Annotated in this window: 13 protein-coding genes; all 13 read left to right on the forward strand. The window is 68.0% G+C overall.

The window, feature by feature from the left end; translation table 11 throughout:
- Positions 1-17 precede the first annotated feature (17 nt).
- The 13 genes from ACIRD7_RS18475 (at position 18) to ACIRD7_RS18535 (ending at position 12221) form a co-directional block, all read left to right on the forward strand.
- On the forward strand, positions 18-680 hold the full coding sequence (locus tag ACIRD7_RS18475; protein ID WP_403454253.1) for a protein-tyrosine-phosphatase: 663 nt from the start codon (positions 18-20) through the stop codon (positions 678-680).
- A 75-nt stretch (positions 681-755) separates the two neighbouring features.
- Positions 756-1994: a serine hydroxymethyltransferase gene (glyA, locus tag ACIRD7_RS18480; RefSeq protein WP_403454256.1), complete on the forward strand. Its 1239-nt coding sequence runs from the start codon at positions 756-758 to the stop codon at positions 1992-1994.
- Between the two features lie 140 nt (positions 1995-2134).
- Complete coding sequence (locus tag ACIRD7_RS18485; RefSeq protein WP_403454258.1) at positions 2135-3469, forward strand: MraY family glycosyltransferase; 1335 nt, start codon at positions 2135-2137, stop codon at positions 3467-3469.
- 317 nt (positions 3470-3786) lie between these two features.
- A complete protein-coding gene (locus tag ACIRD7_RS18490; protein ID WP_403454261.1) occupies positions 3787-4233 on the forward strand; it encodes a hypothetical protein in 447 nt (148 codons plus the stop codon).
- 225 nt (positions 4234-4458) lie between these two features.
- A complete protein-coding gene (atpB, locus tag ACIRD7_RS18495; RefSeq protein ID WP_380844604.1) occupies positions 4459-5286 on the forward strand; it encodes a F0F1 ATP synthase subunit A in 828 nt (275 codons plus the stop codon).
- A 78-nt stretch (positions 5287-5364) separates the two neighbouring features.
- Entirely contained in the window at positions 5365-5595 is a 231-nt protein-coding gene (gene atpE / locus ACIRD7_RS18500; protein ID WP_009321656.1) for an ATP synthase F0 subunit C, read from the forward strand.
- A gap of 41 nt (positions 5596-5636) precedes the next feature.
- On the forward strand, positions 5637-6179 hold the full coding sequence (locus ACIRD7_RS18505; RefSeq protein ID WP_403454264.1) for a F0F1 ATP synthase subunit B: 543 nt from the start codon (positions 5637-5639) through the stop codon (positions 6177-6179).
- Positions 6176-6991 carry a F0F1 ATP synthase subunit delta gene (locus ACIRD7_RS18510; RefSeq protein WP_403454266.1) on the forward strand — a complete coding sequence of 272 codons (816 nt, stop codon included), beginning with the start codon at positions 6176-6178 and terminating at the stop codon, positions 6989-6991. Before ACIRD7_RS18505 ends, ACIRD7_RS18510 begins: the two co-directional genes overlap by 4 nt.
- A gap of 132 nt (positions 6992-7123) precedes the next feature.
- Positions 7124-8731 (forward strand): F0F1 ATP synthase subunit alpha, encoded by a 1608-nt coding sequence (gene atpA, locus ACIRD7_RS18515; protein WP_403454268.1) that lies wholly within the window; start codon positions 7124-7126, stop codon positions 8729-8731.
- A 21-nt stretch (positions 8732-8752) separates the two neighbouring features.
- Positions 8753-9670 carry a F0F1 ATP synthase subunit gamma gene (locus ACIRD7_RS18520; protein WP_403454269.1) on the forward strand — a complete coding sequence of 306 codons (918 nt, stop codon included), beginning with the start codon at positions 8753-8755 and terminating at the stop codon, positions 9668-9670.
- Complete coding sequence (atpD, locus tag ACIRD7_RS18525) at positions 9671-11107, forward strand: F0F1 ATP synthase subunit beta (protein WP_403454271.1); 1437 nt, start codon at positions 9671-9673, stop codon at positions 11105-11107. It begins immediately after the preceding gene.
- A gap of 130 nt (positions 11108-11237) precedes the next feature.
- Complete coding sequence (locus ACIRD7_RS18530; RefSeq protein ID WP_194040551.1) at positions 11238-11612, forward strand: F0F1 ATP synthase subunit epsilon; 375 nt, start codon at positions 11238-11240, stop codon at positions 11610-11612.
- Between the two features lie 162 nt (positions 11613-11774).
- Positions 11775-12221: a DUF2550 domain-containing protein gene (locus ACIRD7_RS18535; protein WP_403454273.1), complete on the forward strand. Its 447-nt coding sequence runs from the start codon at positions 11775-11777 to the stop codon at positions 12219-12221.
- Positions 12222-12226: the final 5 nt, after the last annotated feature.

Consider the following 12226-nt stretch of genomic DNA (forward strand, 5'->3'; position numbering starts at 1 on the left):
GAGCAGGGGGGACCCCCATGCGTGGCATAGGCAACGGGGAAAGCGCGGCGGAGATCACGACGACCTTCGTGGGACTCCCGCGCGACAGCTTCCGCATCCTCCACGTCAGCACCGGCAACGTGTGCCGCTCGCCGATCACCGAGCGGCTGACGCGTCATTTCGTGACGCAGCGGCTCGGTGTGCTGGGCGGCTCGCTGATCGTGGAGAGCGCGGGCACCTGGGGCCATGAGGGCGCCCCCATGGAGACCAACGCGGAGACCGTCCTCGCCGACTTCGGCGCGGACGCCTCCGGCTTCGTCGGCCGCGAGCTCCTCGACGAGCACGTCATCATGGCCGACCTGGTCCTCACGGCCACCCGCGACCACCGCGCCCAGGTCATCTCCATGGGCCACTCGGCGGGCCTGCGCACCTTCACCCTCAAGGAGTTCACCCGCCTGGTCCGCGCCATCGACCCGGCCACCCTGCCTCCCCTGGAGGAGGGCGTGGTCATCCGCGCACGCGCCCTGGTCCGCGCGGCGGCGGCTCTACGCGGGTGGCTCCTCGCGCCGACGCTGGAGGCGGACGAGGTGTACGACCCGTACGGGGCACCGCTGACGTTCTTCCGGTCGGTGGGCGACGAGATACACGAGGCGCTCGACCCGGTGGTGACCGCTCTCACGGGTGTCCCCGCGAGGACGTAACAACACAGGGCGCCCCGGGCGCCCCGGGCCTACATTGGGACGTACGTCACCATCGACGCACGCCCGGAGCCCACCATGTCGGTCACCCATACCCTCGAGGCCGATGTCCTGCGCCGTCAGGACCCCCAGCTCGCCGACATCCTGCTCGGGGAGCTCGACCGGCAGTCGACGACGCTCCAGCTCGTCGCCGCGGAGAACTTCACCTCGCCCGCCGTGCTCGCGGCCCTCGGCTCGCCGCTCGCCAACAAGTACGCCGAGGGCTACCCCGGCGCCCGCTACCACGGCGGATGCGAGATGGTCGACGTCGCCGAGCGGCTCGCCGTGGAGCGGGCCAAGGCCCTGTTCGGGGCCGAGCACGCCAACGTCCAGTCCCACTCGGGCTCTTCGGCGGTCCTCGCCGCCTACGCGGCCCTGCTGCGCCCCGGCGACACCGTCCTCGCGCTCGGGCTGCCGTACGGCGGACACCTCACCCACGGCTCGCCCGCGAACTTCTCGGGCCGCTGGTTCGACTTCGTCGGCTACGGGGTGGACGCCGAGACCGGGCTCATCGACTACGACCAGGTGCGCACCCTCGCCCGCAACCACCGGCCCAAGGCCCTGGTGTGCGGGTCCATCGCCTACCCGCGCCACATCGACTACGCAGCCTTCCGCGAGATCGCCGACGAGGTGGGCGCCTATCTCATCGCCGACGCCGCGCACCCGATGGGGCTCGTCGCCGGCGGAGCGGCGCCCAGTCCGGTGCCGTACGCCGATGTGGTCTGCGCCACCACCCACAAGGTGCTGCGCGGCCCGCGCGGTGGCATGATCCTGTGCGGCTCCGACCTCGCCGAGCGCGTCGATCGCGCGGTGTTCCCCTTCACCCAGGGCGGGGCGCAGATGCACACCATCGCCGCGAAGGCCGTCGCCTTCGGGGAGGCGTCGACGCCGGCGTTCGCCATGTACGCCCATCAGGTGGTCGCCAACGCGCGGACTCTCGCGGACGCCCTCGCGGAGCAGGGGCTCGTCGTCACCACCGGCGGCACCGACACCCACCTGATCACCGCCGACCCGGCGCCGCTCGGCGTCGACGGCCGTGATGCCCGGGGCCGGCTCGCGGCGGCCGGGATCGTGCTGGACTGCTGCGCCCTCCCGCACGGCGACGCCCGCGGCCTGCGCCTCGGTACGGCGGCCGTGACCACCCAGGGCATGGGGGAGGAGGAGATGGAGTGGCTGGCCGCTTCGCTGGCGGCCGTGCTGCGCAGTGAGACCGAAAGTCAGAAGACCCGTGAAGAAGTGCGGGAGCTGACCGGTAGATTTCCGCCGTATCCCGGCTGAGGCGGGGTACCCGCACCTGCGCACACAGCCACTCGTGCAACCATCGTCGCTACCCGGAAGTCCCCGCACATATGCGTCGTGTATCCGTACGTCGCTAGGGTGTGGGGCTGAGATGGCCAGCGAGACTTGTGGGGAAGCCTGTGCGTGAATACCTGCTGACGCTCTGCATCACGGCCGCGGTGACGTATCTGCTGACAGGGCCGGTGCGTAAGTTCGCGATCGTGGCCGGAGCGATGCCGGAGATCCGGGCACGTGACGTGCACCGGGAACCCACTCCGCGGCTCGGCGGTATCGCGATGTTCTTCGGCCTGTGCGCGGGCCTGCTGGTCGCCGACCACCTGACCAACCTCAGTACGGTCTTCGAGAAGTCCAACGAACCGCGGGCGCTGCTCTCCGGAGCGGCGCTCATCTGGCTGATCGGGGTCCTGGACGACAAGTTCGAGATCGACGCCCTGATCAAGCTGGGCGGCCAGATGATCGCCGCCGGCGTCATGGTCATGCAGGGTCTGACGATCCTGTGGCTGCCGATCCCCACCGTCGGCAACGTCGCGCTGACCCAGTGGCAGGGCACCCTGCTCACCGTCGCCCTGGTCGTCATCACCATCAACGCGGTCAACTTCGTCGACGGCCTGGACGGCCTGGCGGCGGGCATGGTCTGCATCGCGTCGGCCGCGTTCTTCCTCTACGCCTACCGCGTCTGGGTGTCGTACGGCATCGAGGCGGCCGCCCCCGCCACCTTGTTCTCCGCGATCCTGATGGGCATGTGCCTGGGCTTCCTGCCGCACAACATGCACCCGGCGCGGATCTTCATGGGCGACTCCGGCTCGATGCTGATCGGCCTGGTGCTCGCCGCGGGCGCGATCTCCATCACAGGACAGGTCGACCCGGACGCGCTGAAGCTGTTCGCGGGCTCCGAGAAGGAGGCCGTGCACCAGACGGTCCCGGTCTACATCCCGCTCCTGCTGCCCCTGACGATCATCGCGATCCCGGCCGCCGACCTGGTGCTGGCGATCGTGCGCCGCACCTGGCGCGGCCAGTCCCCGTTCGCCGCCGACCGCGGCCACCTCCACCACCGCCTGCTGGAGATCGGCCACTCCCACAGCCGCGCGGTGCTGATCATGTACTTCTGGTCGGCGCTGATCGCCTTCGGCGCCCTCGCCTACTCGGTGAACTCGGCGTCCATGTGGATCGTCCTGAGCGTGGTCTTCCTCAGCGCCATCGGCCTGGGCCTGCTTCTGCTGCCGCGCTTCACGCCCCGCACCCCGCGCTGGGCGGAGCACTTCGTGCCGCCGCGCTACCGGCGCCGCGGTGCGGTGGCGGAACCGGCGGCCACGACTCCGCAGGCCGCGTCCGCCGAGCCCGAGGCCCAGCCGCGCACTCCGGTCGCCGCAGGGGTCTCCCGCGTCAACGGGGCGACCGCGATCGGCGCTCGTTCGCGGCCCCTGGACAGGCGTAAGGCCGGAACGTCGCGCTGACGGTCAAGGTAAGAGAACTCGCAAGGTAAGAATCTGACTAGAGCATTGCCAAGTCATGGGGGAGCGAAGCACCCCAATACCAGACAAGTCGGCAGTGATTCTGCACAGACGCGCGCCTTCACTCTCATGTGTGACAGCGAGCACATCTCCCAGGTAAAGACCTCATCAAATAGTTTGTGATACGGTTCACGAGAACCCGGGGATAGAGCCGTAGGACCGTAGTGCGACGGTCCACCGGCGTGAGGTTCTCTCGCTGCCCGGGACTACGCTCGTCCATGACGACACCCTGCCCCCACCGTGAAAGCGGAGTTGCCGCCATGCCGTCCAATGACGTCCGGACCCTGCTCCAGGCCGCTGTGCCCACAGCCGTCGCCGGCGCTGTCGCCGCCGTCGTCAGTGGAGTGGTCGCCGGTGGCAAGGGAGCGATCGGGGCGGTCGTTGCGACGCTGGTCGTGATCCTGTTCATGGGGCTCGGTCTCTACGTTCTTCAGCGCACTGCCAAATCGCTTCCGCATCTGTTCCAGGCAATGGGTCTGATGCTGTACGCCGCGCAGATCCTGCTGCTGTTCATCTTTATGGCCGCGTTCAAGAACACGACGCTGTTCAATCCGCGGGCCTTCGCGTTCACGCTCCTCGGCACCACGCTCGTGTGGATCGCCATGCAGACGCGTGCCCACATGAAGGCCAAGATCCTCTACGTCGAACCCGATTCGGACGCCTCCTCGAAGGACGGCAAGTCCGAAAAGACGGGCCACTCGTCGTGAGAGGTAGGGGCGGGATAAAGGCGCTTGAGAAGTCCTGCTATCGTCCGGTGCCAACTGCGGCATCGCGGGCGCGGGCATCTGAGCTGACGCCTGCTCAATCGCGAGGCGAGATGCCCCCCAGCCGCCCCCATATCCGAAACACCAGTCCCGTGCCGAACCGCGGCTGCGCGCCGCGCCGACACAACGAGGTTGCCGTACCTATGCGCCACGCTGAAGGAGCCCGCGGTGAGTGCTGACCCGACGCAGGTGCTCGCCTTCGAGACCGACTGCCACCTTTTCGACGGGTGTGGCTTCGCCGAGGTCTCGCCGGGCCTGCACTCGTTCATGTTCCAGCCCCTGTGGGGTGACGGCGACAGCAACCTGTACTTCAACAAGACGATGCTGCTGGCGCTGCTCGGCTCGATCATCATCGTGGGCTTCTTCTGGGCAGCGTTCCGCCGGCCGCAGGTGGTCCCGGGCAAGCTCCAGATGGTCGCCGAGGCGGGCTACGACTTCATCCGGCGCGGTGTCGTCTACGAGACCATCGGCAAGAAGGAAGGCGAGAAGTACGTACCGCTCGTCGTCTCGCTCTTCTTCTTCGTCTGGATGCTGAACCTCTGGTCGATCATCCCGATCGCCCAGTTCCCGGTCACCTCGATCATCTCGTATCCGCTGGTCCTGGCCCTGATCGTCTACATCCTGTGGGTGTCCCTGACGTTCAAGCGGCACGGCTTCGTCGGCTTCTGGAAGAACGTCACGGGCTACGACAAGTCGCTCGGCGCGGTGCTCCCGCTGGCCATGCTGATCGAGCTCTTCTCCAACCTGCTGATCCGGCCGTTCACCCACGCCGTGCGACTGTTCGCGAACATGTTCGCCGGTCACACCCTGCTGCTGCTCTTCACGATCGCCAGCTGGTACATGCTGAACGGCTTCGGCATCGCCTACGCGGGTGTCTCGTTCGTGATGGTCATCGTGATGACCGCCTTCGAGCTGTTCATCCAGGCCCTGCAGGCGTACGTGTTCGTCCTGCTGACGTGCACCTACATCCAGGGCGCTCTCGCCGAGCACCACTGAGCCACCGCTCTCTCTGCACCACCACAATTCGTCCGGTGGCCAACCCCCACCGGTCCGTAAAGAAAAGGAAGAACTGGCATGTCCCAGACCCTTGCTGCTGTCGAAGGCTCCCTCGGCTCCATCGGTTACGGCCTCGCCGCGATCGGCCCCGGCGTCGGCGTCGGCATCATCTTCGGTAACGGCACCCAGGCCCTGGCCCGTCAGCCCGAGGCCGCCGGCCTGATCCGTGCCAACCAGATCCTCGGCTTCGCCTTCTGTGAGGCGCTCGCCCTCATCGGTCTGGTCATGCCGTTCGTCTACGGCTACTGATCAGTCGAACCAGACCAGCCGACTAGACGAAAGGCACACACATGAGCCAGCTGCTCATCGCGGCGAGCGAGGGGGAGAACCCTCTCGTCCCGCCGATCCCTGAGCTTGTCATCGGCCTGCTCGCCTTCGTCATCGTCTTCGGCTTCCTCGCCAAGAAGCTCCTCCCGAACATCAACAAGGTTCTGGAAGAGCGCCGCGAGGCCATCGAGGGCGGTATCGAGAAGGCCGAGGCCGCCCAGACCGAGGCCCAGAGCGTTCTGGAGCAGTACAAGGCCCAGCTCGCCGAAGCCCGGCACGAGGCCGCGCGTCTGCGCCAGGAGGCGCAGGAGCAGGGCGCCGCGCTCATCGCCGAGATGCGTGCGGAAGGCCAGCGGCAGCGTGAGGAGATCGTCGCCGCCGGTCACGCCCAGATCGAGGCCGACCGCAAGGCCGCCGCGTCCACGCTGCGTCAGGACGTCGGCAAGCTCGCCACCGACCTGGCCGGCAAGCTCGTCGGCGAGTCCCTCGAGGACCACGCCCGGCAGAGCCGCGTCATCGACCGCTTCCTCGACGAGCTCGAGGAGAAGGCCGAGGCCGGACGATGAACGGAGCGAGCCGCGAGGCCCTGGCAGCCGCACGCGAGCGACTCGACGCGCTGACGGACAACACGTCCGTCGACGCCGGACGGCTCGCTGATGAGCTGGCCGCCGTCACCGCGCTGCTCGACCGCGAGGTGTCGCTGCGTCGGGTCCTGACCGACCCGGCGCAGGCCGGCGAGGCCAAGGCCGAGCTGGCCCAGCGCCTGCTCGGTGGCCAGGTCGGCGGCGAGACCGCTGACCTGCTGGCCGGCATGGTGCGCTCCCGCTGGTCGCAGTCCCGCGACCTGGTGGACGCGCTGGAGGAGCTGGCGAACACCGCCGACCTCACCGCCGCGCAGAAGGCGGGCACGCTCGACGAGGTCGAGGACGAGCTGTTCCGGTTCGGCCGGATCGTCTCCTCGAGCACCGAGCTGCGGGCCGCGCTGACCAACCGCGCCGCCACCGCCTCGGCCAAGGGCGAGCTGCTGCGCAGCCTGCTCGGCGGCCGGGCGAAGGCGACCACCGAGCGTCTGGTGACGCGTCTTGTGACGGCGCCGCGTGGACGTAGCCTGGAGTCGGGACTGGAGTCCCTGTCCAAGCTCGCCGCCGAGCGCCGGGACCGCATGGTGGCAGTGGTCACCTCGGCGGTGCCGCTGAGCGACGGCCAGAGGCAGCGCCTGGGCGCGGCCCTCGCCAAGCTCTACGGCCGCCAGATGCACCTGAACCTGGACGTGGACCCCGAGGTTGTCGGTGGCATCCGGGTGCAGGTCGGCGACGAGGTCATCAACGGCTCCCTCGCGGACCGCATCGAGGACGCCGGCCGCCGACTGGCGAGCTAGCAGCAACTTCATAGCAGTACGTACTTACGACGGCCCATGTTGGGCCGTGCAGAGGATTCACCTCGTTCATGGGGGGAGTCCCCATCCCCCCAAGTGAAACTTCGGGCCCAACAAGGAGAGCAGGGAACCCAGATGGCGGAGCTCACGATCCGGCCGGAGGAGATCCGGGACGCGCTGGAGAACTTTGTCCAGTCGTACAAGCCGGACGCGGCCTCGCGCGAGGAGGTCGGTACGGTCACCCTTGCCGGCGACGGCATCGCGAAGGTCGAGGGTCTTCCCTCGGCCATGGCCAACGAACTGCTGAAGTTCGAGGACGGCACCCTCGGCCTCGCCCTCAACCTCGAGGAGCGCGAGATCGGTGCCATCGTCCTCGGTGAGTTCAGCGGCATCGAGGAGGGTCAGCCGGTCTCCCGTACCGGTGAGGTTCTCTCCGTGGCTGTCGGCGAGGGCTACCTCGGCCGCGTCGTCGACCCGCTCGGCAACCCGATCGACGGCCTCGGCGAGATCGAGACGTCCGGCCGCCGCGCCCTCGAGCTGCAGGCCCCCACGGTCATGCAGCGCAAGTCGGTGCACGAGCCGATGGAGACCGGCTACAAGGCCGTCGACGCGATGACCCCGATCGGCCGTGGTCAGCGTCAGCTGATCATCGGCGACCGCCAGACCGGCAAGACCGCCCTGGCCGTCGACACGATCATCAACCAGCGCGACAACTGGCGCACGGGCGACCCGAACAAGCAGGTCCGCTGCATCTACGTCGCCATCGGCCAGAAGGGCTCGACGATCGCGTCGGTCCGCCGCGCGCTGGAGGAGAACGGCGCGCTGGAGTACACGACCATCGTCGCCGCCCCGGCGTCCGACCCGGCCGGCTTCAAGTACCTGGCGCCGTACACCGGTTCGGCCATCGGCCAGCAGTGGATGTACGAGGGCAAGCACGTCCTCATCATCTTCGACGACCTCTCGAAGCAGGCCGACGCCTACCGCGCCGTGTCCCTGCTGCTGCGCCGCCCGCCGGGCCGCGAGGCCTACCCGGGTGACGTCTTCTACCTGCACTCCCGTCTGCTGGAGCGCTGCGCGAAGCTCTCCGACGACATGGGCAAGGGCTCGATGACCGGTCTGCCGATCGTCGAGACCAAGGCCAACGACGTCTCGGCGTTCATCCCGACCAACGTCATCTCCATCACCGACGGCCAGTGCTTCCTGGAGTCGGACCTCTTCAACGCCGGTCAGCGCCCCGCGCTGAACGTCGGTATCTCCGTCTCCCGAGTCGGTGGTTCCGCGCAGCACAAGGCGATGAAGCAGGTTTCCGGCCGTCTGCGCGTCGACCTCGCCCAGTTCCGTGAGCTGGAGGCGTTCGCCGCCTTCGGTTCCGACCTGGACGCCGCGTCGAAGGCGCAGCTGGAGCGCGGTCAGCGCATGGTCGAGCTGCTGAAGCAGGCGCAGTACGAGCCGATGTCCACCGAGGACCAGGTCGTCTCCGTGTGGGCCGGCACCACCGGCAAGATGGACGACGTTCCGGTCGGCGACATCCGCCGCTTCGAGAAGGAGCTCCTGGAGTACCTGCACCGCAAGGAGCAGGGCCTCATGACCTCCATCAAGGAGGGCGGCAAGATGTCGGACGACACCCTCACCGCCGTCGCCGACGCCATCGCGGAGTTCAAGAAGCAGTTCGAGACCGCGGACGGCAAGCTGCTCGGGGAGGACGCTCCGGCCGCTCCGAAGGCGACCAGCGCCTCCAAGTGACGTAAGGAAGGGACCTGACTCATGGGAGCCCAGCTCCGGGTCTACAAGCGTCGCATCCGATCCGTCACCGCGACCAAGAAGATCACGAAGGCGATGGAGATGATCGCCGCCTCGCGCGTCGTCAAGGCGCAGCGCAAGGTGGCGGCCTCCACGCCCTACGCGACCGAGCTCACCCGCGCGGTCACGGCGGTCGGCACCGGTTCGAACACCAAGCACCCGCTGACCACGCAGGCCGAGACGGTCACGCGGTCCGCGGTGCTGCTCCTGACGAGCGACCGCGGCCTCGCCGGCGCGTTCAACTCCAACGCCATCAAGGCGGCGGAGCAGCTGACCGAGCGTCTGGAGCGCGAGGGCAAGGAGGTCGACATCTACATCGTCGGCCGCCGCGGTGTGGCGCACTACAACTTCCGTGAGCGCAAGATCGCGGAGTCGTGGAGCGGTTTCACCGACGAGCCCACGTACGCGGACGCCAAGAAGGTCGCTGCCCCGCTGATCGAGGCGATCGAGACGGAGACGGCCGAGGGCGGCGTGGACGAGCTCCACATCGTCTACACCGAGTTCGTCTCGATGATGACGCAGCAGGCGCTGGACGCCCAGCTTCTGCCGCTGCGCCTCGAAGAGGTCGTGGAGGAGACCGCCACCAAGGGCGAGATCCTGCCGCTGTTCGACTTCGAGCCCTCGGCGGAGGACGTCCTCGACGCCCTGCTGCCGCGGTACGTCGAGAGCCGTATCTACAACGCGCTGCTCCAGTCGGCCGCCTCCAAGCACGCCGCCACGCGGCGCGCGATGAAGTCGGCCACCGACAACGCGGGCGAGCTGATCAACACGCTCTCCCGTCTTGCCAACGCGGCCCGCCAGGCCGAAATCACCCAGGAAATCAGCGAGATCGTCGGTGGCGCCAGCGCCCTGGCCGACGCGACCGCGGGGAGTGACCGATAAATGACCACCACTGTTGAGACCGCGACGGCTACGGGCCGCGTCGCCCGGGTCATCGGCCCGGTCGTCGACGTGGAGTTCCCCGTCGACGCGATGCCGGACATCTACAACGCCCTTCACGTCGAGGTGGCCGACCCGGCCAACGCCGGCGAGAAGAAGACGCTGACCCTGGAGGTCGCCCAGCACCTGGGTGACGGCCTGGTCCGCACCATCTCCATGCAGCCCACCGACGGTCTGGTCCGCCAGGCCCCGGTGACCGACACCGGCGACGGCATCACCGTCCCGGTCGGCGACTTCACCAAGGGCAAGGTGTTCAACACCCTCGGTGAGGTGCTGAACGTCGACGAGAAGTACGACGGCGAGCGCTGGTCCATCCACCGCAAGGCCCCGAACTTCGACGAGCTCGAGTCGAAGACCGAGATGTTCGAGACCGGCGTCAAGGTCATCGACCTTCTCACCCCGTACGTCAAGGGTGGAAAGATCGGTCTGTTCGGTGGTGCCGGTGTCGGCAAGACCGTTCTGATCCAGGAAATGATCTACCGCGTGGCCAACAACCACGACGGTGTGTCGGTGTTCGCCGGTGTCGGTGAGCGCACCCGTGAGGGCAACGACCTCATCGACGAGATGAGCGAGTCGGGCGTCATCGACAAGACCGCGCTGGTCTTCGGTCAGATGGACGAGCCCCCGGGCACCCGTCTGCGCGTGGCCCTCGCCGGTCTGACCATGGCGGAGTACTTCCGCGATGTGCAGAAGCAGGACGTGCTGTTCTTCATCGACAACATCTTCCGCTTCACGCAGGCCGGTTCCGAGGTGTCGACCCTGCTCGGCCGTATGCCCTCCGCGGTGGGCTACCAGCCGAACCTGGCCGACGAGATGGGTCTCCTCCAGGAGCGCATCACCTCGACCCGTGGTCACTCGATCACCTCGATGCAGGCGATCTACGTCCCCGCGGACGACCTGACCGACCCGGCCCCGGCCACCACCTTCGCCCACCTCGACGCGACGACGGTTCTGTCCCGTCCGATCTCCGAGAAGGGCATCTACCCGGCCGTGGACCCGCTGGACTCCACGTCCCGGATCCTGGACCCGCGCTACATCGCGCAGGACCACTACAACACCGCCATGCGCGTCAAGGGGATCCTCCAGAAGTACAAGGACCTCCAGGACATCATCGCGATCCTCGGTATCGACGAGCTCAGCGAGGAGGACAAGCTGGTCGTCCAGCGTGCCCGCCGCGTCGAGCGCTTCCTGTCCCAGAACACCCACGTCGCCAAGCAGTTCACCGGTGTGGACGGCTCCGACGTGCCGCTGGACGAGTCGATCACCGCGTTCAACGCGATCTGCGACGGTGAGTTCGACCACTTCCCGGAGCAGGCGTTCTTCATGTGCGGTGGTCTCGAGGACCTCAAGAAGAACGCGAAGGAGCTGGGCGTCTCCTGACGCACCGGTCTTCGTGAGCCATTGAGCTCTTGATGAGGGGGCGGGGCACGTCCCGCCCCCTCTTCCATGCCTACTAGACTTGTAACCAACACCCGGCACAACCGCCGGGTGGTGACCCGAGGAGCCAACCTTGGCTGCTGAGCTGCACGTCGCGCTGGTCGCCGCCGACCGTGAGGTCTGGTCGGGCCAGGCCACCCTGGTCGTCGCGCGCACCACGTCCGGCGACATCGGCGTCATGCCCGGTCACCAGCCGCTGCTCGGTGTGCTGGAGTCGGGCCCGGTGACCATCCGTACGAGTGACGGCGGGACCGTGATCGCCGCGGTGCACGGCGGATTCATCTCGTTCGCGGACGACAAGCTGTCGCTGCTGGCCGAGATCGCCGAGCTGTCGGACGAGATCGATGTCCAGCGCGCCGAGCGGGCGCTGGAGCGCGCGAAGTCGGACGACGACGCCTCCGCCGAGCGCCGCGCGGAGGTCCGCCTGCGGGCGGCGACGGCGCGCTGACCCCCGGGGTCACCCTCCGGGCCGTCTAGGCTCTGGGGGAGCGCACGCGATGACGTCACTCAGCCGCGGCTGGGACCGGAGCAATCCGGTGCCGGTCGCGGCTGTGGCAGATATGGAAGTTTTTTCCGTTCCGTTACCTAGGAGACGAGGAGGTCGGTGTCGATGGTCCTCGCTCTGACTGTGTGCGGAATCGTCGTGGCCCTGGTGGTACTGGGGCTGTTCGTCTTCGGTCTGCGCCGCAGGCTCATCCAGCGCTCCGGTGGCACTTTCGACTGTTCCCTGCGCTGGGACGTGCCGGAGAAATCCGACACCAGCGGCAAGGGCTGGAGCTATGGCGTCGCCCGCTACAACGGCGACCGGATCGAGTGGTACCGCGTCTTCTCCTACGCCTACCGCCCGCGCCGCATCCTGGAGCGCTCCGCGATCGAGGTGGCCGGCCGCCGGCTGCCCGACGGCGAGGAGGAACTGGCGCTGCTCTCCGACGCCGTGATCCTCACCTGTCTGCACCGGGGCACGCGCCTCGAACTCGCCATGAGCGAAGACGCGCTGACCGGTTTCCTCGCGTGGCTTGAGGCAGCCCCGCCCGGTCAGCGCGTCAATGTCGCGTAACTTGC

Origin of the sequence: Streptomyces sp. NPDC093568, assembly GCF_044764945.1 — a bacterium.
In the GTDB taxonomy this organism is placed as follows: domain Bacteria; phylum Actinomycetota; class Actinomycetes; order Streptomycetales; family Streptomycetaceae; genus Streptomyces.